This window comes from Neptunomonas marina (assembly GCF_004005935.1).
Taxonomy (GTDB): Bacteria; Pseudomonadota; Gammaproteobacteria; order Pseudomonadales; family Balneatricaceae; genus Neptunomonas; species Neptunomonas marina.
In genome coordinates this window covers 276,888-300,246 of sequence record NZ_SACQ01000003.1, presented here as the reverse complement: position 1 = coordinate 300,246, position 23,359 = coordinate 276,888, and the positions used below count along the sequence as shown (strand labels likewise).

19 protein-coding genes and 5 tRNA genes are annotated in these 23,359 nt (G+C 48.8%); 18 read left to right on the top strand and 6 right to left on the bottom strand.

All coding sequences use genetic code 11. The features are described 5' to 3' along the window. Positions 1 to 155 precede the first annotated feature (155 nt). The gene (locus EOE65_RS08985) at positions 156 to 2,774 is read left to right on the top strand and encodes a bifunctional diguanylate cyclase/phosphodiesterase (protein ID WP_127693969.1); all 2,619 of its coding nucleotides are present in this window, start codon (positions 156 to 158) and stop codon (positions 2,772 to 2,774) included. 24 nt (positions 2,775 to 2,798) lie between these two features. Here EOE65_RS08985 and EOE65_RS08980 read toward each other — a convergent pair whose 3' ends face one another. Further along, positions 2,799 to 3,623 carry a class I SAM-dependent methyltransferase gene (locus tag EOE65_RS08980; RefSeq protein ID WP_164847062.1) on the bottom strand — a complete coding sequence of 275 codons (825 nt, stop codon included), beginning with the start codon at positions 3,621 to 3,623 and terminating at the stop codon, positions 2,799 to 2,801. Between the two features lie 81 nt (positions 3,624 to 3,704). Between EOE65_RS08980 and EOE65_RS08975 the strand changes: the two genes are divergently transcribed. Both EOE65_RS08975 and cysS read left to right on the top strand, forming a co-directional pair. Further along, entirely contained in the window at positions 3,705 to 4,604 is a 900-nt protein-coding gene (locus EOE65_RS08975) for a hypothetical protein (RefSeq protein ID WP_127693967.1), read from the top strand. Between the two features lie 72 nt (positions 4,605 to 4,676). Beyond that, entirely contained in the window at positions 4,677 to 6,065 is a 1,389-nt protein-coding gene (gene cysS / locus EOE65_RS08970) for a cysteine--tRNA ligase (RefSeq protein WP_127693966.1), read from the top strand. A 50-nt stretch (positions 6,066 to 6,115) separates the two neighbouring features. On the opposite strand, the gene EOE65_RS08965 is transcribed toward cysS, so the two are convergent. Together EOE65_RS08965 and folD are read right to left on the bottom strand one after the other, a co-directional pair. Then, positions 6,116 to 6,766 (bottom strand): hypothetical protein, encoded by a 651-nt coding sequence (locus tag EOE65_RS08965; RefSeq protein WP_127693965.1) that lies wholly within the window; start codon positions 6,764 to 6,766, stop codon positions 6,116 to 6,118. A gap of 74 nt (positions 6,767 to 6,840) precedes the next feature. Next, positions 6,841 to 7,692, bottom strand: a complete 852-nt coding sequence (folD, locus tag EOE65_RS08960; protein ID WP_127693964.1) for a bifunctional methylenetetrahydrofolate dehydrogenase/methenyltetrahydrofolate cyclohydrolase FolD — start codon at positions 7,690 to 7,692, stop codon at positions 6,841 to 6,843. A gap of 201 nt (positions 7,693 to 7,893) precedes the next feature. Between folD and EOE65_RS08955 the strand changes: the two genes are divergently transcribed. From EOE65_RS08955 to clpX, 8 genes are all read left to right on the top strand, one after another. Beyond that, positions 7,894 to 7,967, top strand: a tRNA-Arg gene (locus EOE65_RS08955). A 235-nt stretch (positions 7,968 to 8,202) separates the two neighbouring features. Continuing rightward, positions 8,203 to 8,278: transfer RNA gene (locus tag EOE65_RS08950), tRNA-His, on the top strand. Positions 8,279 to 8,293: 15 nt separating this feature from the next. Further along, a tRNA-Leu gene (locus tag EOE65_RS08945) sits at positions 8,294 to 8,378 on the top strand. Between the two features lie 39 nt (positions 8,379 to 8,417). Next, positions 8,418 to 8,493 (top strand) — tRNA-His (locus tag EOE65_RS08940). A gap of 19 nt (positions 8,494 to 8,512) precedes the next feature. After that, positions 8,513 to 8,597, top strand: a tRNA-Leu gene (locus EOE65_RS08935). A 354-nt stretch (positions 8,598 to 8,951) separates the two neighbouring features. Beyond that, entirely contained in the window at positions 8,952 to 10,271 is a 1,320-nt protein-coding gene (tig, locus tag EOE65_RS08930) for a trigger factor (protein WP_127693963.1), read from the top strand. Between the two features lie 101 nt (positions 10,272 to 10,372). Next, complete coding sequence (gene clpP / locus EOE65_RS08925) at positions 10,373 to 11,008, top strand: ATP-dependent Clp endopeptidase proteolytic subunit ClpP (protein WP_127693962.1); 636 nt, start codon at positions 10,373 to 10,375, stop codon at positions 11,006 to 11,008. A 90-nt stretch (positions 11,009 to 11,098) separates the two neighbouring features. Further along, positions 11,099 to 12,385, top strand: coding sequence for an ATP-dependent Clp protease ATP-binding subunit ClpX (gene clpX / locus EOE65_RS08920; protein ID WP_127693961.1), 1,287 nt, complete (start codon positions 11,099 to 11,101; stop codon positions 12,383 to 12,385). Between the two features lie 45 nt (positions 12,386 to 12,430). On the opposite strand, the gene EOE65_RS08915 is transcribed toward clpX, so the two are convergent. After that, positions 12,431 to 13,495, bottom strand: coding sequence for a nucleoid-associated protein (locus EOE65_RS08915; protein WP_127693960.1), 1,065 nt, complete (start codon positions 13,493 to 13,495; stop codon positions 12,431 to 12,433). A 156-nt stretch (positions 13,496 to 13,651) separates the two neighbouring features. Between EOE65_RS08915 and EOE65_RS08910 the strand changes: the two genes are divergently transcribed. Together EOE65_RS08910 and EOE65_RS08905 are read left to right on the top strand one after the other, a co-directional pair. Next, complete coding sequence (locus EOE65_RS08910) at positions 13,652 to 13,909, top strand: TIGR02647 family protein (RefSeq protein WP_127693959.1); 258 nt, start codon at positions 13,652 to 13,654, stop codon at positions 13,907 to 13,909. 1 nt (position 13,910) lies between these two features. Continuing rightward, entirely contained in the window at positions 13,911 to 14,453 is a 543-nt protein-coding gene (locus EOE65_RS08905; RefSeq protein ID WP_127693958.1) for a YaeQ family protein, read from the top strand. On the opposite strand, the gene EOE65_RS08900 is transcribed toward EOE65_RS08905, so the two are convergent. After that, positions 14,450 to 15,103, bottom strand: a complete 654-nt coding sequence (locus EOE65_RS08900; protein ID WP_127693957.1) for a CBS domain-containing protein — start codon at positions 15,101 to 15,103, stop codon at positions 14,450 to 14,452. The two genes, EOE65_RS08905 and EOE65_RS08900, sit on opposite strands and share 4 nt — an antisense overlap. Positions 15,104 to 15,326: 223 nt before the next feature. Between EOE65_RS08900 and EOE65_RS08895 the strand changes: the two genes are divergently transcribed. From EOE65_RS08895 to EOE65_RS08880, 4 genes are all read left to right on the top strand, one after another. Next, the gene (locus tag EOE65_RS08895) at positions 15,327 to 16,349 is read left to right on the top strand and encodes an efflux RND transporter periplasmic adaptor subunit (protein WP_127693956.1); all 1,023 of its coding nucleotides are present in this window, start codon (positions 15,327 to 15,329) and stop codon (positions 16,347 to 16,349) included. Continuing rightward, positions 16,350 to 19,511 carry an efflux RND transporter permease subunit gene (locus EOE65_RS08890; RefSeq protein ID WP_127693955.1) on the top strand — a complete coding sequence of 1,054 codons (3,162 nt, stop codon included), beginning with the start codon at positions 16,350 to 16,352 and terminating at the stop codon, positions 19,509 to 19,511. A 102-nt stretch (positions 19,512 to 19,613) separates the two neighbouring features. Beyond that, positions 19,614 to 20,825: a M48 family metallopeptidase gene (locus EOE65_RS08885; RefSeq protein WP_127693954.1), complete on the top strand. Its 1,212-nt coding sequence runs from the start codon at positions 19,614 to 19,616 to the stop codon at positions 20,823 to 20,825. A gap of 48 nt (positions 20,826 to 20,873) precedes the next feature. Beyond that, the gene (locus EOE65_RS08880; RefSeq protein ID WP_127693953.1) at positions 20,874 to 21,221 is read left to right on the top strand and encodes a hypothetical protein; all 348 of its coding nucleotides are present in this window, start codon (positions 20,874 to 20,876) and stop codon (positions 21,219 to 21,221) included. Between the two features lie 42 nt (positions 21,222 to 21,263). Here the strand turns inward: EOE65_RS08880 and EOE65_RS08875 are convergent, their stop codons facing one another. Further along, a complete protein-coding gene (locus EOE65_RS08875; protein ID WP_127693952.1) occupies positions 21,264 to 21,770 on the bottom strand; it encodes a disulfide bond formation protein B in 507 nt (168 codons plus the stop codon). A gap of 348 nt (positions 21,771 to 22,118) precedes the next feature. On the opposite strand from EOE65_RS08875, the gene nhaA reads away from it, so the two are divergent. Further along, positions 22,119 to 23,312 (top strand): Na+/H+ antiporter NhaA, encoded by a 1,194-nt coding sequence (gene nhaA / locus EOE65_RS08870; RefSeq protein ID WP_127693951.1) that lies wholly within the window; start codon positions 22,119 to 22,121, stop codon positions 23,310 to 23,312. Positions 23,313 to 23,359 lie beyond the last annotated feature (47 nt).

The following is a 23,359-nucleotide window of genomic DNA, read 5'->3' as shown; positions in this document are numbered from 1 at the left end:
AGAAGGCGCTGGGAGCGATCAAGTGTTGTGCAACAGTCTAATGTTCGGCTTATCTTATCCGGTTATACTAAAAACCTGCTATTTTTAATGGATTATTACGGTACCGAACTCGTTTAAGAGGTACCGCGTTTGCGATTCCTGCTAGTGGAGCAAAGATGATTAAAGGATTTGGCAGAACCTCGCGTTGGTTCAACCTGCTATATAGTTTGTTGGCGCTGCTGATGTTGATGGCACTCTTTACGTTTGGATACGCAACGTGGATAGATGTGAAGGGCCAAGCAGTTGAGTCGTTAGAACCGCACAATAAAACGCTGACTCAGGTTATCGAACGGTTCTTTAATCACCAAGAAACGCTTTTGACGGATCTGGCCGCAGACCTTCGAGAACGCTCCACCACACGAGAAGACCTTTCTGGGCGTTTAAATGACTTTCTGCAAGCCACACCGCAGATGCGAGTGCTTGCTGTTCTTGATCGTCGCGGGACAGTGATCGCGGCTACGGGCGATCTATCAGCAACGGATTGGCTTGATCTGTATGAAAGCGATGATTCTGTTATCGGCCGTCCATTCCGACCAAGCTTTGTTGGTGAGAACGTTTTACCTTTGCGGGCTCCGATTTTTGACGATATGGGGCGGCCCAATGGTTACGTGGTTGCAGCTTATCGTATGCTTGGTAATAACACCATTTGGCAGGAAGCTGAGGAATCGGAAGCCGGGCGCCGTTCCATGCTTGTCGGTGAAGATGGACGTATCTACCTTGCTTTCCCAGAAACAGAAACCCTGTGGCAAAGCTTCCTATCTTTTACGGTAACCGAGCCATTTCTTGATACGCTTTCTAGTATTACCAATCCTGAGGCCGAGTCCTCGGCTAAGGTAAACTATCAAGACGAAGACCTGCTCATTACGGCGAGCCACCTTGATAAGTATCAGATGTTTGTGGTGAGTGCACTGCCATCGCACGACCTCTACCAGCGATGGCTGGAGCGGATGAAGTTTGTTGCGCTGACGGTGCTGATCTTTCTGGGTGCTGGCTTGCTCGTTTTCCGTAACATCTTTAGCCGTGCCTCACGTGTTGAGGTGGCGCGCAATGAAGCAGAGAGTAACGTGAGCAAACTCTCACAGGCCATTGAGCAGAGCCCAAGTAGTGTTGTTGTGACTGACTCGCATTGGGTGATTGAATACGCAAATAGCCGTTTAGGTATTGCAGGTGATGATCCGCGCCGCATTGAAGAGGGGCGCAGGCTTACTGAAGTGTTCCCGCACACGGTGCTGGCGGGAGACTTGTCGTTAATCTCCGAAAACCTTCAGCATGGCAACAACTGGTATGGGGAACGCCGTGCTCGCGAAGAAAAGCAATGGTATTCGTTTTCGGTGAGCTCAATGACGGATGATCTTGGGCACATCACAAACTACGTGATTATCGCCCAGGATATTACCGAGCGTAAAAAAGCCGAGGTGAAACTGTATAAGCAGGCCAACTACGACTCTCTGACAGGGTTGCCTAACCGTAGAAGAACGAATGACCTACTGGCTGAAAAGATGAAAACGGCTTGGAAGCAAGATGGTAAAGTGGCCATCCTATACATGGACATGGATAACTTTAAGCAAGTGAACGATACGTTTGGTCACTTGCTGGGTGACCAGCTTCTTAAGTACGTTGCTGCACAGCTCCAAAAGGTGGTGGGCAGCGCTGGTACCGCGTGTCATATGAGCGGTGACGAGTTCCTTATTTTCATGGAGTTTGAAGAAAAGTATGAAGTCACTGCTATGGCCGAAGCGCTGTTGGCAGCGATGCGTGAGCCGGTATTCCTTGATGGTAAAAAACTGTTTACTTCCGTGAGTGTTGGTATCTCTTGTTTCCCTGAGGATAGCGCGGAACCAGAAGGTGTCTTGAAACAGGCTGATATCGCGCTCTACGAGGCTAAAAATCGTGGTCGGAGCTGTTATAGCTTCTTTGATCATGAGTTGGATGAGAGAAACAAACGTCTTGTCGAAATTCAATCCGAGTTACGTAACGCGTTAGAGCGTAAAGAACTCTTTATGGTGTATCAAACAAAGAACCATATTCACGACGAGCGTGTCTATGGCTTTGAGGCCTTGATGCGCTGGAATAGCGGTAAGCTTGGCATGGTGCGCCCAGACGAGTTTATCGAAGTAGCTGAAGATATTGGTATTATCGATCAGTTGGGCGAGTTTGCACTCGTACAAGCGTGTGCCGATCTGCAGCGATTTGAGTCCTATTCGTCTGAGCCATTAACCATGGCAGTGAATGTTTCGATGAGGCAGCTTACAAACTCCGATATTATCGCGACGGTTTCTCGTGTTTTGAATGAGTCGGGTCTTGAACCTGCCAAGCTTGAATTGGAAATTACTGAGTCGTTATTGGCAGAGAGTATGGAGGAGTTGCAACCTATCTTGAATGGTTTGTTGCAGCTTGGTGTGACACTAAGTATTGACGACTTCGGTACGGGATATAGCTCCCTCAGCTATTTGACGCGTTTCCCCGTATCAACGCTGAAGATTGATCGCTGTTTTGTGACCAACATTGTATCCAATAAGAGCGATGCAACATTGACGCACACCGTTGTAGGCATGGCTCACAAGCTGGGTTTAAAAGTTGTCGCTGAAGGGATAGAAGATGCAGATCAGCTCGCATTGTTGCGAGTATATGGCTGCGATATTGGGCAGGGGTACTTCTTTACGAAGCCGCTTGAGTTTGTTGATATGGTGGAGCATTTGAAACAACAGCAGCCTCAGCCTGATTGGGCGATCTAGCCCGTTTAAAACCTCAGGGCATACTTATCTGCTCTGAGGTTTTTGAGCAGCGAGCTCAATAATGCCGATAGCGCCGTTTTGCAGTGCTTGATGTACGTTTTTTCCCATTGTCGCGAACTGGTTCCCAAGCACCGCAGCAGGGCTGAGTCCAGACCTTGCTTGGCCAGACTGCTCTTTGCCTGTCTGGCGAGCGCGCCACATTAGGGCTTGTTCGGTCCAATCATCACAGCTTGATATCTCAAAGCCTGCGCTTTCAATCTGTCGGCGAATATCCTGAGTGCAGTGGAGGAAAGATAGCTCCGCTCTTGCCGCCCAAGGCACTGGAAACTCAATCGCCTCAGGGTTTTGACCCTTGATCACCTCATGACAGACGATACGACCGCCCGGCTTAAGAACGCGTAGAGCTTCTTTTAATGCTTCGCTTGGCTTAGGAATATTTAGGAGCGAATGTTGGAAAATGACGCAATCAAAATAGTCACTCGCAAAGGGGAGTAACTGCGCATCGCCTGAAACAACCGAGATACATTCAGAGCCAGACAGCAGGTTGAGCGCTTGGTTGAGTTGGCTAAATGCGTGTGTAAAGTCGAGCGCGACACCATCGATCTCTTGCTCGCTAGCGGCTAAGCGAAGCAGCCCTCCGAGACCTGCGCCAACATCAAGCACCCTTGGGTGGGAGTAAGGTTTTATGTGCTCTAAAAGCTGCTTCGAGGCTTTAATGCCGCCGATATGCAACTGGTCAAGGGGAGCTAAATCAAAGCAAGTTGGCCCCTCGGGAAAGCTATCAGCCACCTGCTGAATGAGCTGGTTGTAGTTTAAGTGCTGGCTATAGTGGTCGTTAAGCTCTGTCACCGGAGATCCTTTGCTGTTCTTTTTTATGAATTCTATGTATAACCGGTGTTCCCTAAATGGACAATTGATCATTTATCTAACATGTTGCGTTTATTGAAGTTTTTGTCACTTATTGGTTGTGTCTTTGCGTTGCAAGGTTGTGCCCAGGCTGCGGTCGTCAGCCCTACCGTTAATGTGGACGTTTTAGCTTATTATCCCGCCGATATCGAAGAGTCATCTGGCCTCGTTGCTGCGTCAGGCCGCTACTGGACGCACAATGATAGCGGCGGTGATGCCGTCTTGTTTGGTTTGGATAAAACGACCTTTAATGTTGATCATGAGGTGAAGCTGCCCGGTGCGATGGCGACTGATTGGGAGACCGTTACAGCCAGTGAGACGCATCTGTTTATTGGCGATTGTGGTAATAATCGCGGTGCTAGAAGGGACTTGGCGATTTATAAAGTAGCTGTCAACGATCTGGAAAAACCAATAGCTCCGGTGGAGAAGATCGACTTCAGCTTTTCAGGCCAGCAGGATTACTCTAAACGTAAGTCGCATGATTATGATTGTGAGGCGATAACGTCCGTGAATGATCAGTTATGGCTGTTCACGAAAAACCGTAAAAGTCTCACAACGGATCTCTATATTCTCTCTCAACGGGGAACACCACAGCGAGCCGTCAAGCAGCAGAGCTTTCCGGTTGATGGTTTGATTACAGGAGCTGATTACAATGCACAAACGGGTGTATTAGCGCTACTGGGTTATACCAAAGCATCTGTCTGGGGTTTTTCGTTTATCTGGCTGGCACCCACCAACTCTGCTTCCGAGATCCTTTGGGAGAAGGCTGTACGGTTGATCGTACAGCCATACGGTCAGTGGGAGGGTATCGCATGGGAGTCACCTGATACGCTGCTTTTGACGGCTGAACGCAGTGCGCTTGGGCCAAATCAAGTGGGACGTATTAAGGTAACAACGCTTCCTGAAATATCCATAAAGCACTAATTTCCTTTATACTAGCTCGGTTATTGTTCGCCAGAGCAAGTTTTTAATTAACAATCGATGAAATGGAATACCATGCTTCAGATCTATAACACCCTGTCCAAGCAGAAAGAACCGTTTAAACCCCTAATCGACGGGCATATTAATATGTACGTGTGTGGCATTACGGTCTATGACTACTGTCATATCGGACATGCGCGTGTCATGGTCTGTTTTGATGTGATCACTCGTTACTTGCGGGCACGTGGTTGGAACGTGAAGTATGTCCGTAATATCACCGATGTTGACGATAAGATCATCAAGCGTGCGAATGAAAACAATGAGTCGGTTGATGCCCTCACTGAGCGTATGATCGCTGCGATGCATGAAGATGAAGATGCATTGGCGGTACTGCGTCCCGATATCGAGCCACGCGCGACGGGCCACATTGGCGATATCATCGCGATGACTCAAGTGTTAATCGATAAGGGCTATGCCTACGCTGCAGAAAACGGCGATGTGTATTATCGCGTTGAGAAGTTCGAAAATTACGGGCGACTCACTAACAAAAACGTGGACGAGCTGCGCTCTGGTGCACGTGTTGAAGTGACCGATGCGAAAGAGAGCCCTTTAGATTTCGTGCTTTGGAAAGCAGCGAAAGAGGGCGAGGTGAGCTGGGAGTCTCCTTGGGGAGCCGGCCGCCCGGGCTGGCACATTGAATGCTCTGCGATGTCTAAGTGTACGCTAGGCGATACCTTTGATATTCACGGTGGTGGCCCAGACTTGCCATTCCCCCATCACGAAAATGAAATTGCTCAGTCTGAAGCTGCGAATGGCTGCAAATTTGCTAACACGTGGATGCACGCAGGTCCTGTTCGTGTAAATAGCGAAAAAATGTCAAAGTCTTTGGGTAACTTCTTCACTATCCGAGACGTGTTAGCAAGCTATAACGCGGAAGTTGTGCGCTTCTTCCTAGCGCGTGTTCATTACCGTACTTACATCGACTACAGCGAAGATAGTTTAAAAGAAGCTCAAGTGATGCTGAGCCGTTTCTATCAAGCTTTAGCGAGCGTTGAGGCCGTTGATGAGCCGCTAGAAAATGACTACGACAAACGCTTCTTTGCTGCAATGGATGACGACTTCAATACCCCTAAAGCCTTCGCCGTGTTGTTTGATCTAGTCAACGAACTCAACACATATGCGCGAGAAGATAAAGTCACCGCAGGCCGACTCGCCGCGCAGCTAAAACGCTTGGGCGGGATCTTAGGGTTGTTGCAACAATCTGCTGACAGCTTCTTGCAAGGTGATGATAAAGAGGGTGAGATTACGTCGACCGAGATTGAGTCTCAAATTGAGTTGCGAGCGCAAGCTAAAGCAAACAAGGACTATGCCGAAGCTGACCGTATTCGCCAAGCCTTGCTAGAGCAGGGTGTCGTCTTGAAAGATAGCCGAGAGGGCACAACTTGGTATCGTGAAGATAGTTAAGCTGAAGTAGAGCACAAAAAAGCGCCATCAGGCGCTTTTTTTTTGTGTGTTTACGATGGGTTGCTCGTCAGTTTTCGTTGGCGATAGGCGGCAAATGTCGCCATCATCAATAAAGGTATACCGAGCTCCATGGTTTCTTCGAATGTTTCGGCCTTTTCGGCAAAGTCAGCAGAGACTTGTATCCCGATATCTCCGAGCTTGCGGTCAATGCCGTCCATCGACTTAGATACAACGAGAAAAGTCACCACAAGCGCCGCGCCAATCTGGACTTTATCCAGACGAAGCAGACCTTGTATAAAAGGTTTAGCGTGGTTGCTCACAATTTTGTATACAAAAAATAGCAGCAATCCAACAACACAAGCGCCTATTAGCTTTTCAGTGAGAGGTACTTGATCGCTTAAGTAAAACCGGCTCTTTAGAACGCCCATCGTTGTAAAGCGTTTGTCAAAGTCGAGCTCGCGCATCGCAAAGAGCAGGGTTATGCCGACCAGATAGTAGTAGCGTGTGATAAATTTCTTGCCTCCGACGATACACATAATCGCCGCGCAAATGACATACGCGATAGCGGAAGACATCTCCACTGGCCCATCTTCACTTAGCCAATAGGTTTGTGCGTCCAGCGGGAGGGTGGTTGCATAGATGGCACCAACGAAGACGCCTGCAACAATAAGAATATAAGCGTGACGTGAAACGAAGTTCATAAAACTGAGTAATTCCTTGTGGCTCGACGAATAGATCAATATAGACCATCGCCGAGCAATCCATATAAATCTAGTTAGCTATCGCGCTCGGCGGCCTCCAATGTGTTTTCCATAAGGCAAGCAACAGTCATAGGTCCAACGCCGCCTGGTACGGGGGTGATCCAACCCGCTCGCTCTGCTGCTACATCGTACTCTACGTCGCCAACAAGGCGTCCATCCTCGAGACGGTTGATACCAACATCGATAACAATTGCACCTTCTTTAATCCATTCGCCTTTGACTAATCCGGGAATACCTACGCCAACTACAACAATATCTGCTCGTGCAAGGTGGCTTGGTAGATCGCGTGTGAAACGGTGAGTTGTTGTCACGGTGCTACCCGCTAGCAAAAGCTCCAACGACATCGGGCGGCCTACAATATTAGATGCGCCAACAACAACGGACTCCAAGCCGTGAAGGTCTACGCCTGTAGATTCCAGAAGTTTCATGACGCCTTTTGGCGTGCAAGGGCGCAGTGTCGGCATCCGTTGCGCTAGACGTCCTAGGTTGAAAGCATGGAAACCATCTACGTCTTTGCTCGGTTTGATACGCTCAAGTACTTCATTCCCATCTAATCCCTCAGGCAATGGCAGCTGAACCAAAATGCCATCGACCGCATCATTACTATTGAGGTCGTCAACAAGCGATAATAACGAAGCTTGCGTGGTCGTTTCGGGTAGGTCGTAAGATAGTGACTCAATACCAACTTCTTTACATGCGTTCTTTTTATTACGGACATAAACATGTGAGGCTGGATCGTCGCCGACAATAACAACAGCCAAGCAAGGGGCTCTTTTCCCTGACTCAAGGCGCTGGCCGATGCGTTTTGCTACTTGTTGTCGAACCTCAGAGGCGATCTGTTTTCCATCTATAATCTTGGCGGTCATCGTTTCTAATTACCTGGCGTGACGTGATATTTTTAATTGGGCGGGATTTTCTCATGTAAATGGGCTCACGTCCAAGCACTATAGTAGAAGTCTCTAAAAACCAGTTGACGACATAATAGGGCTGCATTAGGATACGCGCTCTCTTTGGGGGGCTCTTGAATCTCGGTTCAGCAGCAGGGCTTCTCAAAGACTTCCCTATATGGGGCTATAGCTCAGTTGGATAGAGCATCCGCCTTCTAAGCGGACGGTCGCGGGTTCGAATCCTGCTAGCCCCGCATCTCTGTGATTGACTTCTTCTCTTATCTATAAAAGTTATCAGCTAATTGAATTTTCAGTATTCGCTACTGAGTACTATTCCTTATCGCGTATTCTGAACAGGCTGATGTAGCTAATTGAATTAGTTGTAAAAAATATGATTTTTTTGTTTTTAAAGTGTTGACAGGGCTGTCATCGGTCCATAGAATACGCCCCATCTTGTTGAGGGGCACTTCAAACAAGGTTCTGAAGATGGTGGGCGTAGCTCAGTTGGTAGAGCTCCGGATTGTGATTCCGGCGGTCGTGGGTTCAAGCCCCATCGTCCACCCCATTTTCAGAGTGCTATGCGGACGTGGTGAAATTGGTAGACACGCCAGATTTAGGTTCTGGTGCCTAGCGGTGTGAGAGTTCGAGTCTCTCCGTCCGCACCATTTCAAAGGTTGATTTGGTGCACAAAAAATTGGATTATGGTGGGCGTAGCTCAGTTGGTAGAGCTCCGGATTGTGATTCCGGCGGTCGTGGGTTCAAGCCCCATCGTCCACCCCATGTAGTATGCTTTCGTTGTGCGGACGTGGTGAAATTGGTAGACACGCCAGATTTAGGTTCTGGTGCCTAGCGGTGTGAGAGTTCGAGTCTCTCCGTCCGCACCATTGAAAGATTCTTTGGTGCCTTCACTTCTAAGTTTTATCTCTCCTTATTCTTGTCTAAATATATTTTCTTTGTTTTTTATTGGTGCAGGATTTTTGCGCTCCGATAGCTGTACTAGTCTATGTTAATTCGGTTCGGCCATAGCTGCCATGTGGTTTATCCCGGCCTGAGTTGACTCATATCTCTTGACTATTGTGTCTAACTACCGGAGAATTTTGCGCTTTATAAATTTACGCTGGGATTTTTGTCATCCCAGTGATGTAAAGGTTCTGTGAACTGTTTTAGGTGAGATGCCGGATAAACATTGCTTCATAGACGCATATAAACCGGTAAACGTATTTTTGGTGAGGAATTCCATGCAAGTTTCTGTTGAAACGACCTCTGCTCTAGAGCGTCAGATGACCATTACTGTCCCTGCAGAGCGCATTGAAAGCGATGTTGATAAGCGCGTACAGCAGACAGCTCGTACTGCACGTCTAGATGGCTTTCGCCCAGGTAAAGTGCCTTTGAAAGTTGTTAAAAAGCGTTACGGCGCTGGAATTCGTCAGGACGTTTTGGGTGAAGTGATCCAGCAGAGCTTTTACGAAGCTGTGCAGCAGGAAAAAATCGTGCCTGCAGGCAGCCCGCAAATCGAGTTCAAAAACGACAAAGACGGTGAAGACTTCGCGTTCGTAGCAACATTTGAAGTGTACCCTGAAGTTGAACTAGCTGACTTCTCTGCAGCAGAAGTTGAGAAACAAACATCATCTGTAACTGATGCTGATATTGAGCAGATGGTTGATACGTTGCGTAAGCAGCAAGCAGATTGGACTGCTGTTGAGCGCGCGGCTCAAGACGGTGATCGTGTAAACATCGACTTTGAAGGCTTTGTTGACGGCGAAGCATTTGAAGGTGGTAAAGCGGAAGGCCACGATCTAGTACTTGGTTCTGGCTCTATGATTCCAGGCTTTGAAGATGGCTTGGTGGGCGCTGAGGTAGGTGCAGACGTTGAGCTAAACGTTAACTTCCCTGAAGAGTACCATGCTGAAGAACTGAAAGGTAAAGCAGCAGTATTCAAGGTAAAAGTAAACACAGTATCTGAGCCTGTTTTACCTGAGCTAGACAAAGCATTCTTTGAAAAATTTGGCCTAGAAGCGAATGACGTTGAGTCCTTCCAAGCGGAAGTACGCAGCAACATGGAACGCGAGCTGAAAAACGCGCTAAAAATGAAGCTGAAAGATCAAGTATTTTCGAAACTTGTTGAGCTAAATGCTATCGAAGTTCCTAGCGCATTGGTTGACACTGAGATTGACGCTTTGCGTCGTCAAGCTGTCCAGCAATTCGGCGGTGGTCAAGACCTTGACCCGAATATGCTTCCAAAAGAGATGTTCGAAGATCAAGCGAAGCGTCGTGTAACCGTTGGCCTGTTGGTTCAAGAAGTTGTTAAGGCGGCTGAGATCACAGCGGACGAAGCGCGTGTTCGTGAAACAGTTGAAGAGCTTGCTGAAACATACCAAGAGCCACAACAAGTGATCGATTGGTACTACGGCAACGAAGAAATGCTGAATCAGGTTAAGAGTCTGGTGATGGAAGACCAAGTGGTTGATCACCTGCTATCTTCTGCTAAAGTCAATGAAGTGGCGGTAGCGTATGAAGAGGCGATTAAGCCAGCTCAGCAGAATAACGGCGCAGAGTAAGTAACGTCTGTGCCGATGGCACACGACTAGATGAAAAACGATAGTTGGTGCTAGCAGTAGCTCTGGCTGTCGTTTTTTATTTTTGGTAAGGAGTAAATTGCATGTCATTAATCCATCAAGGCAACTCACAGATCATTGAAAATTCGGGTCTGGTGCCGATGGTAGTAGAGCAGTCTGCGCGCGGAGAGCGTGCGTATGATATCTATTCTCGCTTGTTAAAAGAGCGTGTGATTTTTTTGGTAGGCCCAGTAGAAGATCATATGGCCAACCTTATTGTTGCACAGATGCTCTTTTTAGAAGCTGAAAATCCAGATAAAGATATTCATCTGTATATCAACTCACCGGGTGGTGCAGTGACTGCGGGACTGGCGATTTACGATACGATGCAGTTCATTAAGCCTGATGTAAGCACTATGTGTATCGGGCAAGCAGCTAGCATGGGTGCTCTGTTGTTGGCATCTGGTGCAGCAGGTAAGCGTTACGCGCTGCCTAATGCTCGTGTCATGATTCATCAGCCGTTGGGCGGTTATCAAGGACAGGCTTCTGACATCGAGATTCATACGAAAGAGATTCTGAGCATCCGAGAGAAGTTAAATCAGATCTTGGCTGATCACACTGGTCAATCCATCGAAACGATCGCGCGTGACACTGATCGTGATAATTTCATGGCGCCGGCGGCGGCAGCTGAATATGGATTAATCGATGCCGTTCTCGAGAAGCGAGGTGGCGACAGCTAACCGCTGTTGTAACCATAAGGGAAGAGGTGGTTGTTTTTTTTCTGTATGCCCCCACCTACACTATACCGCTTACATGCATGAGGTAGTCGAATGAGCGACGAAACCAACGATAAAGACAACGAACAAGGGAAGCTTTTTTGCTCTTTTTGCGGCAAGAATCAAGATGAAGTAAAAAAGCTTATCGCTGGGCCTTCAGTCTTTATTTGTGACGAATGTGTTGACCTTTGTAACGATATCATTCGTGAAGAAATTCAAGATGTAGAGGAGCATGAGTCTCAAGACTCTTTGCCTATTCCATCGGAGATTAAAGCGAAGCTCGATGAGTACGTCATAGGTCAAGACCGCGCGAAAAAAGTACTCTCTGTAGCGGTTTATAACCACTACAAAAGACTCCGATTCCAGAGTAATTCCAAGGATGACGATATCGAGCTGGGTAAGAGCAACATCTTGTTCATTGGCCCGACAGGTAGTGGTAAAACGCTACTTGCACAGACGCTCGCGCGCATGCTGAATGTGCCTTTTACGATTGCGGACGCCACAACGCTCACGGAAGCCGGTTATGTTGGTGAAGACGTTGAGAATATCATTCAGAAGCTATTGCAAAAATGCGACTATGATATCGAGCGTGCGCAGTTAGGCATTGTTTACATTGACGAGATCGATAAGATTTCGCGTAAGTCAGATAATCCTTCAATCACGCGTGATGTGTCTGGTGAAGGTGTTCAACAGGCATTGTTGAAGCTTATTGAAGGCACTGTTGCGTCAGTCCCACCACAAGGTGGCCGCAAACACCCTCAGCAAGAGTTTTTGCAGGTTGATACCTCAAATATCTTGTTCATCTGTGGTGGCGCATTTGCTGGGTTAGAACAGATCATCCGTGATCGTTCAGAAAAAAGCTCGATCGGCTTTAGCGCGACGGTCAAGAGTAAAGATGATACTCGCTCAGTATCTGAGACGCTCTTGGATATTGAGGCCGAAGACCTCGTTAAGTTTGGATTGATTCCAGAGTTTGTGGGTCGTCTGCCGATGATCGCGACACTGGCTGAGCTTGATGAAGAAGCGCTGGTGACGATTCTTACTGAACCTAAGAACAGTTTGACACGTCAGTACTCGAAGTTATTCGAAATGGAAGGTGTTGAGGTCGATTTCCGTGAAGATGCTCTTCGTGCCGTAGCTCGGCAGGCGCTAGAGCGCAAGACCGGTGCGCGGGGTTTGCGCTCTATCTTGGAAGCGACCCTCTTAGAGATGATGTACTCACTGCCATCTATGGATAACGTCGTTAAAGTCGTGATCGATGAGGGTGTGATTAACGGGACTTCGGAACCTATTCTTATCTACGAAAATGCGGAGCAAGATACAAAAGCCTCCGGTGAGTAGTTCGAAAAGGCGCTTAGGCGCCTTTTTCTTTGCCTTATGATTGAGTTATTCCTCTTGGGCGAGTGCTTTTCTTAGCTGTTCAATGACACGGGTGGAAAGGCGTTTAATCACCAGCTGTTTGTTTTCTTCATCAAACTCAATGTCGTTGCCGGTACCGGGTGTTCCAATCGACTTTTTTGACAGGTCCGCTTGCCAATTGTCAGACTTTAACTTGAGCTTGGTTAGGTTATTGAGCGTGTGGGTGTGCGGCTGGAACTCGTGGCTAACTTGGTAGCGCTCGCCATTGGCAAATCGGCTGAAACTGCCGCTGAGCTCCTCCGCTTGTTCAGGGGGAATATATTGATCAAAAATCTGTTCAACTTCAGGTAGATTTGCCGTCAGCTTTTCACTGCGTTGTCGATTGAGATAGCTGACCACATCCTCTACAACTTGCTCGCGTTCATCGTACATACCATGCTCAGTACAGAAATCTTTGGCGGCTTGCAGTAGGTCGCTGGTGGATTTTTTTGAGGGCACCACATCCGTGCAGCCGAAGGCTGTCGCGAAGTAATGCGTTACGCTGCCGGTCTCTTTAGTGCCAGTAAAGCTGAGATAGCTCTCCTTGCCTTTACGGAAGTTCGTAATATTTACTTTCGCTGCTTGGTGTAGTTTGTCTAGATCGAGTTGATTAATTTGTTGTGGTGTTAGGTCGTCACCTAAGGAGATGGTGGCGCGGTTCCGTACCAGAGCGACCAGAAGGAACTCGTAGCGTTCCAGTGTGTAGTGGGAGAAGACAACATAGCCACCTGTTGCAGAGCGCGCCGATGGTGCGTCGATCGCGGCTGTAAGCTGGGCTAAGCCGGTATCGCAGAGCGTACTGAAAGCATCTGAGGTTTGCTCACTCTCTAGGTATTGGCTAAATGCGTCGATAAATGGATATCCCGCAGGGTTTTCTTGATTGAACGAGCCGTGAGTAAGCGTCGAGCGCCGAGCGAGGGCGTTATTCAGTGATTCAACCATTTGGCTGGCAATATCAGTGCTTGAGGTAACCACGCCGCCGCGGTCTGCAACCACAGCAGGTTTTTCCTCTTCTTTCATTACTTCACGAATAACGAGATGCTTTAACTCCACGAGGCGCTCCTTTCTTAGTTTCCTCGCTATTCTAATCGCTTTTTGGGTTGCTCGCTTGCCTTCGGATAAATTGGGCTTAATTGTCTGATATCACTACAACTTCAGTGAGTTTCCTTTTATGCTGGAGCCACATCATTTTAGTAAGCGGAGTGGCTAATGAACTACCATGCAGAACTTGTCGCAGAACTTAATTTGCTAAATCAGTTTGATTTGAGCACGACACAAACCGGCATTAAAATTCATCATGACGCTTCACCAGAGGTGATTGCGGCTGCGCAGCGCCTTTTTGATAAAGGTCTGATCTCACAAGTCGATGGCGGCTACCTTACCGACTTAGGTCATCAAGCGGCGGAGTATTCACAGTCATTGGTGTCCATCCTGACCTCGCCTGTTGCGCTCGATACGACCTGCTAACATGGCCCTGAAACCAACAATTTACAAAGTAGAGCTGCAACTGTCTGACTTCAATCGAGATTGTTATGACAACGTCGGTCTAACAGTTGCGCTGCACCCTTCAGAAACACCCGAGCGCATGCTTATCAGGCTGATTGCGTTTGGTTTGCACTATTGTTCTGATCTGAGCTTTAGTCGAGGATTATCTGCAACGGATGAAGCTGATCTATGGGAGCTCTCGCCGAGTGGTGAGATTCTTCAATGGATTGAAGTGGGGCAAGCATCGCCAGAGCGTATGCGTAAAGCGGTGAGCTTAGCCAAAAGTGTGAGTCTATACAGCTACGGCGATAGCCTCGAGTTGTGGTGGGAAAAGGAAGCGGCAAGCTTTCAGGCGCTTCCTCGCACCACCGTATGGGCACTACGCTGGGCGCAAAAGTATGATTTTGGCGGCTTCTTAGAGCGTAAGATGGCGATCACGCTCACGATTTCAGATGATGATATCTATGTCCACAGTGAGGGTGAGCAACTAACGTTAAAACGGCAGTTGCTTGCAGGTGTGAGTTAGGCGCGTTGTTCTAAATTTGGGCCGCTAACTAAAAGGCGAAGAAGGTCGCTGCGGGTGATGATACCTGCGACAACGTGGTTTTCATCGATAACAGGGACGCAGCTGACTTTATGGTCCATAAAAATAAGTGCTATATCCCTGACTAGCGTTTCCGGAGACACCGCGATAAGACTTTTCCGTTGGATGAGCGTGTCAACAAAGCTGCTGGACGTTGTGCCATGCTTAAGGATATCACCCGTGGTTAAAACACCCACAGGTTCGCCTTGAGCGTTTGCTACCACTAGATGATTGATATCTTCCTGCTCTGTCAAATCCCAAGCTCGCTTTACTGTGTCGAATGTCTTTACCGATATCACAGGCGAGCTCATTATGTGTACAGCGTTTAGTCTGCGTCTATCCTGCAGAGAATCTGACTTTCTCCCTGTCTCTTCATAAAGCTGAGATGAGCGTGACGTACTGCCGCGTTGCTGTGTCTGAGCCGCGCTGTTTAAAACGGTGACTTGCGGCTGTTGTGGCTGCGGAAGTTCATTGTAAGGCAGTGAATTTTGCGCAGCCGATGTCTGTGAAGTCGCATCCACTCCGCGTTGAGGAAACTGAGCATCGGAAAGGTTTTTTACAAGGTTGCCGTTGTCGTAAATGAGTAGGACCATACTCAACTCCACTGTTTATTACGCTATCGGCATGGCTTGAAAAAACTCAAGCTTGCCAAGAAAGTGTGGACTTTTGCCCACATTTTTCACGATATCTGTCAAATTTACTTGATATATTACCATGTTTGGACTACTGCGCACCGATTGGATTCCCAATTATCGCTGGTTTTTATATTATAAATGTCTAATATATAATATAAATTGTTAAGCATAGGGGTATGAGATGAAGTGGCTGGCGTTATTTTTGGGCGTAATCGTGGTGACTAGCGTGCGAGCCGCTTCGGTCGATGTGTTGGTTGTTACGCAGGTGTCTGTTGCCAAAGAGAGGCTGGTTGAAGGAGTCGTTGAAGCCGCTTCGGTAACAACCGCGTCAGCTGAAACGACTGGGCGTGTGGCAGAGGTTTTAGTAGATGTCGGGGATGTTGTGTCTGCAGGCGCAACCGTTCTGCGTTTAGTTTCTGTGGACCAGCAGGCCGGTTTGGATCAAGCCCGTGCCCAAGTGGCTGAGGCGCAAGCAAGCTATTCAGCGGCACGACAGCAGTTTGATCGAGTGGATCCCCTCTATGCGAAGCGGTTGCTATCGAAGTCTACCTATGATGATGCACAAAGTGCATTGAGAGCGGCGCAGGCTCGCCTTAAAAGTGCTGAAGCCAGCCTAAAAAAGGCGCAACAACGGGTGTCTTATACGACCGTTAAAGCGGCCTATGGTGGTGTTGTGAGTGCACGTCATGTGGAGGTCGGTGAGGCGGTGCAGCCGGGGACGCCGATGTTGAGTGGGTTTGACCCGAAACGCCTTCGCGTCATTGCTGACATACCGCAGTCTTTGGTAGAGCACAGGGCTTATCAGCCTGACGTACAGATAGAACTGCCAGATAAATCGCGAGTTTCACCCATTTTGGTAACCTCCTTTCCGATGGCTGACCCACGCTCTGGTACGCGGCGCATTCGTCTTGACCTTCCTAGTGATGTTAAAACCCTATATCCGGGGCAGCTTGTTAAAGTCGCTGTGCAGCTTGGTGAGCGCCAAACCATTCGAATTCCGCTTTCAAGCCTGCTGCGCCATTCGGAAGTTTCCGCCGTGTACGTTTGGAGTGATGAGCGCGTAGCCCTTAGGCAGGTTCGTGTAGGTAGGCAGTATGGCAACGAGATCGAGGTGTTAGCGGGCTTACGTGCGGGTGAATCGATTCTGCGTTTTGTTGATCAGGGTGCATCGTATGTGCTTTCTAGCGCAGAGGAGGGTCGTTAGATGCAGAGCCTTGGTGTCTCGGGCCGTATCGCTCGCCAATTTATGGGGTGGCAGCTAACGCCGCTGCTCGCGATCGTTGGCCTTCTAATGGGGCTTTTTGCCGCGATGATTACGCCGCGGGAGGAGGAGCCACAAATTGATGTCACCATGGCGAATGTTGTGGTGCCGTTTCCCGGTGCTTCAGCGGCTGATGTAGAGTCGATGGTAGCCACACCGCTTGAGCAAATCTTGAGTGAAATATCGGGAGTGAAGCATATTTACTCCGTCTCGCAGCCTGGCACAGCGGTTATTACTGTTCAGTTTGATGTGGGTATCGCGCGCGAACCCGCACTTGTTCGTCTATATAACGCGGTTTATTCCAACCAAGACTGGAAAGCAGGCCAATTGAAGCTTGGCCCTGTGATTATCAAGCCCAAAGGCATTGATGATGTTCCTGTGCTGAGTTTGACGTTACATAGCCGTGCAGACACGTTAGGCGCTTACGAGCTTAAGAAGTTAGCACATACCCTTGAGACGGAGTTACAGACGGTTGCTGGAACGCGTGATATCGAAACGATAGGAGGCCCGGATGAGGTTGTTAAAGTCACGCTAGATACTCAAAAACTCGCTGCAAGGAGTCTATCTATCGGGGCGATTACTCAAGCGCTACAGATGAGTAATGTTGTCAATCAGGCCGGCAGTATCGTAGCTAACAACCGCTCGACACATGTGTTAGCCGGATCGTTCTTGAGTTCCACAGATCAACTCGAAGCGCTAGTGGTGGGGCTGCATGCAGGCAAACCGATCTATATAACAGATATCGCAGCGGTCGAGCTTGCACCGGAGTTGAGTGATGATTATGTCTGGTATCGGGATAAAAAGGTTGATGTGCGCCCTGCGGTGACGCTGACTGTCAGCAAAAAGCCCGGTGAAAATGCAGTTGATGTGGTGGAGGGCGTACTTAAGCGTATCGAGCAGTTAAAAGGCGTTCTGATCCCAACTGACGTCGATATAACAATCACGCGTGATTATGGAAAAACGGCAAACGATAAGGCCAATACGCTCATTAAAAAATTAGTGTTTGCGACGATCTCTGTTATCGCGCTGGTGCTCTTTTCATTGGGGCGCAGAGAGGCGTTTATTGTTGGCAGCGCTGTGGTGTTAACGCTGTTAGTGACGCTATTTGCTTCTTGGGCTTGGGGTTTTACATTAAATCGCGTCTCCCTTTTTGCGCTTATCTTCTCGATAGGTATCTTGGTGGACGATGCAATCGTGGTGGTTGAGAATATCCATCGCCATCTCAGCCGAGGCGGTTGTACCCTTCTAGAAGCGATCCCGCGTGCGGTTGATGAAGTGGGCGGACCAACGATTTTAGCTACGTTTACGGTGATTGCTGCGCTATTGCCGATGGCTTTTGTAACCGGCTTGATGGGGCCTTACATGGGGCCGATTCCCATTAATGCATCAATGGGCATGTTGTTATCTTTGATTATCGCGTTTACCTTCACCCCGTGGCTGAGCGCCAAGCTCCTAAAAAAAGAGCACGCTCACCTAGAGCCCGAAGACGAGGCTAAGCCAAGCATATGGGCATATCGTTTGATGACCCCGTTCTTAGGGTATGGAGCAAAAAGGCGTAACCGTTATCTGCTTGGTTTGGCATTGGTTGTATCGATAGGTGCGGCCATCTACTTAGTTGTTGCGCAAGCCGTGGTGATGAAGATGCTGCCATTCGACAACAAAAGTGAATTTCAAGTTGTTGTCGATATGCCGGAGGATGCGCCGCTTGAGGCAACCAATAGCGTATTGCTCGAGCTATCAGACTATCTGCTGACGATACCGGAAGTCATTAATGTGCAAGGTTATGCTGGAGCAGCATCTCCAATCGGGTTTAACGGTCTTGTGCGGCAGTATTACTTGCGCAGTGCGCCAAATCTGGGTGATTTGCAAGTGAACTTGGTTGCCAAAGAGGAGAGAGGGCGCAGCAGTCATGATATTGCTAGAGCGGTTCGAGCAGAGTTGCATCGTATTGCCGCACGTTCGCAAGCTGCTATTAAGATCGTGGAGGTGCCGCCTGGGCCGCCCGTTATGGCACCTCTGGTGGCTGAAGTTTATGGCTCCAATTACCACGAGCAGCAGCGCCGCGCACTGGAGCTCACAGAAAAACTCACGACAGTGGCGGGGGTTGTGGACGTTGATAATACGGTTGAGGTATCGCCCGCCCGCTTGCTGGTCGACGTCGACCGTGCAAAAGCCAGCCGCTTGGGCGTTGCGCAGAGTGATATTGTCACAGCAATTAGCACAGCATTGAGAGGTATGGATATCGCTTATCTACATAACGGTGTAGCGAAGTATCCATTGCCTATTCGTGTTCAGTTGCCTGAGTTTGATCGCGACTCTTCTGAAGCGTTTATGGCGCTTAAGCTGCCATCAGCGTCCGGTGCATTGGTGCCGTTATCTGAGCTAGTTACCCTCAATCGTGTACCTTGGGAGCAGAGTATCTACCATAAGAACCTGCTGCCAGTGGTATATGTCACGGCTGATGTTGCAGGAGACCTAGACAGCCCGCTTTACAGTATGTTTGCGATGGTTTCTGAGCTATCCGATGTTGAGCAGTGGTTCATTCAACAGCCTGATACCCACTTTCTACCTAGCGTTAAGTGGGATGGAGAGTGGCAGATCACCTATGAGACTTTCCGAGATATGGGGGCAGCCTACTCTGTTGGGCTGATCCTAATCTACCTTTTGGTGGTTGCTCAGTTCGGGTCTTATCGGGTGCCTTTGGTGATTATGGCGCCTATTCCTCTGACAATGATCGGAATCTTGCCGGGGCACGCTTTGCTCGGTGCTCAGTTTACTGCCACCTCGATGATTGGGATGATTGCATTGGCGGGAATTATTGTGCGTAACTCGATTCTGCTTGTGGACTTCATTAATCAACAGCTCGATGCCGGAGTTGCGCTTGACGATGCTGTCGTGAGTGCGGCATCCGTCCGAGCTAAGCCCATCATACTCACAGCTCTGGCGGCGATGGTGGGCGCTCTGTTCATCCTTGATGATCCGATCTTTAGTGGCCTAGCGGTGAGTTTGGTGTTTGGGTTGCTTGTCTCAACACTGCTGACGCTGATTGTCATTCCAGTGCTCTACTACAGCTTGCTGCGCCGTAAATTAGGCGTTGTGACCTGAGGTGTTCGAACCCTCAGTTAGCTAGCTAGGGCACAACAAGCTTGTGTCCTGGCGGAAATTGATGCAGCCTCATAAAAAACAATGAAGTAGGAGTGTAGGTTTATGAGCGCAGCGCTAATACGATCTTCCCATGATACTGCGTTAGCCGAGAAGCTAGCACAAACGCCTGAAGTGATTGCGATACAGCAGCAGATTGCCCAGATGGAAGCTCAGGGGGTGCAAAGTGTTAGGCGTCGCTTGTTATCTACATCTGTTAGGCTGAGCCCGGTAATGGCACCCAGCTTGAGCCGTATAGCGCAAGATTGTGCTGAAAAGTTAGGTGTCACGATCCCCATTGAGCTTTACGCTTACTCTAGTCCTCACTTTAACGCTGCATGTGTTAAGCCGGAGGAGGGGCGGCTTTTTATCATGTTTTCCTCAAGTCTATTAGATAGTTTTGATGAAGAGGAGTTACGGTTTGTAATGGGGCATGAGCTTGGTCACTTTGTCTACCAGCACCATGATATTCCGGTTGGCTATCTGCTTAAAGGTAAGACGAGTATCCCGCCTGATCTTGCGCTGCGCTTAACGAGTTGGTCCCGTTATGCGGAGATTTCTGCTGATCGAGCCGGCGCTTTCTGTACGCAAAACCTTCATGCTGTTGCGCGAGCTCTATTTAAGCTAGCGTCGGGTGTTACGAGCACGGCGGTAAGGTTTAATCTAGATGATTTTCTGAGCCAAGTGGATGATATGCAAATCACTGATGAGCAGTCAGGTTCGAGTGCAAGTGCAGAGGACTGGTTCTCTACTCACCCGTTCAGCCCGTTGCGCGTTAAAGCTTTGCAGCTCTTTCATCATTCTGAGCTGATGATGAAAGGCGGTGCGGCGCAGATGGATCTGGAGATGGGTGTCGAGGGGCTGATGGGTCTGATGGAGCCAAGCTATCTAGAGTCTCGCACGGAATCTGCGTTGGCGATGCGCCATCTACTGTTTGCTGGCGCACTCTTGGTAGCGGATGCTGATGGAGGTATTTCGCCGAACGAGATAGCGGTGTTTGAGCAGTTTTTTGGTCGCTACAAGTACCGTGAGGACTTTAATCTCCAGAAACTGAAGCAGGAGCTACCCAAGCGCGCAGCGCAGGTTGTGAAGCATGTGACACAGCCGCGCCGTATTCAGCTTATCCGCGATCTTTGTTTAATGGCGAAGGCGGATGGCGGCGTTACTCACGCTGAGATTGTTGTGCTTAAAGAGATTTCGCATCGTTTAGAGGTACCTGTGCTGGTAGTGGATACCTTTATCAATGACTCATCAGGTATTGATTGGGTAGCTGAATAGCGCCGTTCAGCTATGCTGGGAGGTAGTGAATTGTTGATAGGAGGTGTTATGAGACAGGTTTTAATGGTGCTAGCGCTGTTGGTTAGCATGCAGGCGTATGCTCAAGGGCAGCACGGTGCTACCGACAAAGCCGAACCGCTAGTGTGGCAGTCTGGTGGCGATGTGGAGATGTTCTGGGAGGCGTATACCGCGAGCAAAGGCGGCATAACTTGGGGGCGGTCTGATCAGTATCCTGAGTATAGTCAGGTAAAAGAGGGTGATACATTCCTCGTAGAAGTAAAGCAGGGCGTTTGTCTTATGGAGTTTTTCCATAGTCGCTGGCGCCGTGCGAACGATGTGCGGCGTTGGAGCGAGGACATGAACAGCTACGGTGGTTGTCCGTACGTCTTCGACTGATTTTGAGGATAGAGAGAGCAAAATCTGCTCTCTCAAGCTGCATTACGCTTTTTTGAAACTACCTACGAGCATCAGCAGTGCGGCCATTACCAGCAGTACGGCAAGGGCGACTAATCCCTCGGCCATTGTGATGCCGAACAGCAGTTCTGGTGTATAGCCACACGCTTCCCACGGTTCGAAAATCGTCGCTGACCACTTGTCTAGCGGCAGCCAATCTGGAAAACCAGAATCCAACGTACATGCGCCATCAATGAAACCGCGCTCAATCCCGAGGGTGACGTAAGCACGCTCTAACATGCCGATAGCAGCGCCTAAAAAGAGCACACTGCTAAATCGTTGTGCAATCTGGCAGCTGTTTGAAAATAAGCCGACGAGTGCGACCAATATAATCGCGAAGACCCAAGCACGAATATGTACACACAGTACGCAAGGTCCGTAATCTAGCTGATATTGGAAGAAGAGAGCGACCGCTTCCATGGCAATACCGAGGGCTAAGATAAGAATCCACATCCAGGTGCGGCCCCGTGGTGTGGTGAAGCAGTTGAGCATAAAGCATGTCCTAGAAATTTAGTTTTTCTTTAGATACAGATAACGGAAAAAGTTTGCCATTATTTTTCGTTAATCTAAGCTAAATTTTAACACTTTCAATTAATTAAGCGCTTTTATTTGCCCGAGACGTCCAGTTTTTTGTCACTGGCTATGCCGCTAGTTGGCACAGACGGCGTTGAGTAAACAATTTGAGTAAACAACAAGTGCTTATGAGTCACTAGTTAGGTGGTCGCGCTACAGGTAGTAGGTTTCCTATGGCTTGACCTACAGCCTAGAGTTACGTTTTGATAACAGCGAAGCAGATGATATCTACTCCGATGACACCCTGAACCTTGCTTAGGAGGCTGTATGGGAAATTCGCTAGCATATACATTGCGATCACTCTTTTCTAAGCAGAGCATTGGCGGCACCGTATTAGTGATCGCCAGCATCATCGCGCTCCTGCTGGCCAACTCTCCTTACCAGCAATTCTATAGCTACCTTATCGATACGCAGTTGGCAGTTAGCTTGAACGGCGCCAGCCTTTCTAAGCCACTCTTACTATGGGTGAATGACGGCTTGATGGCGCTGTTTTTTTTGTTGGTAGGGTTGGAGCTAAAACGCGAGTTCTTAGTGGGTGAGCTGAAAGAGTTTGAACACGTTATGTTGCCTGGCTTGGGGGCGCTGGGTGGAATGGTGGTGCCTGCTCTCATTTACTTTGCGTTGAATCACGACAACGCATCTGGGTTGCAGGGGTGGGCTATTCCGGTGGCGACCGATATCGCTTTTGCGTTGGGGGTTCTATCGCTGCTGGGTGATCGGGTCCCCTTGGCGCTAAAGGTTTTTTTGGCGTCATTAGCGATCTTCGATGATATCGGTGCCGTTATCATTATCGCTGTGTTCTACACTTCAGACATCTCGCTAGTAGCCTTGGCAATCTCTGGATGTTGTATCGCGGCTTTATTCGCTTGTAATCGCTTTGGTGTACCTTACCGGCGCGTCTATCTGATTATTGGTTTAGTCATGTGGGTCGCACTTTTGAAGTCCGGTGTACATGCAACCTTGGCGGGCGTGCTGCTTGCAATGTTTGTCCCGATTGCTGTGCCGGGAAAAGAAAAGCGCTCACCGCTACGTAACTTAGAGCACGACTTGATGCCAATTGTTACGTTTGTGATTTTGCCTATTTTTGCGTTTTGTAACGCGGGCGTTAGCTTGGCTGGGGTTGGCATCGCTCAACTCACACACCCAGTAACATTAGGCATTGCGTTGGGGCTTGCGTTAGGAAAGCCTATCGGTGTGTTTGCATTCTGCTGGGTTGGTGTGCGTTTTGGCTTTGCAAAGCTCCCAGAATCGATTGATTGGGGCAAGCTATTTGGTGTCGCGTTGCTTTGCGGTATCGGTTTTACGATGAGCTTATTTATTGGCTCCCTTGCCTTTGGTGAGACCGGCGTCAACCAAGTGTTTGATGAGCGTTTGGGAATTATGCTCGGATCGTTTGTTTCGGGCGTTATTGGCTTTTTTGTGATTCGGCGCTATTGCCCTGCAAAAAAACAAGCAAGGTAGCTGCTGGGAAACAAAAAGCCCCGCGGTTGAGCGGGGCTTATTTGGTG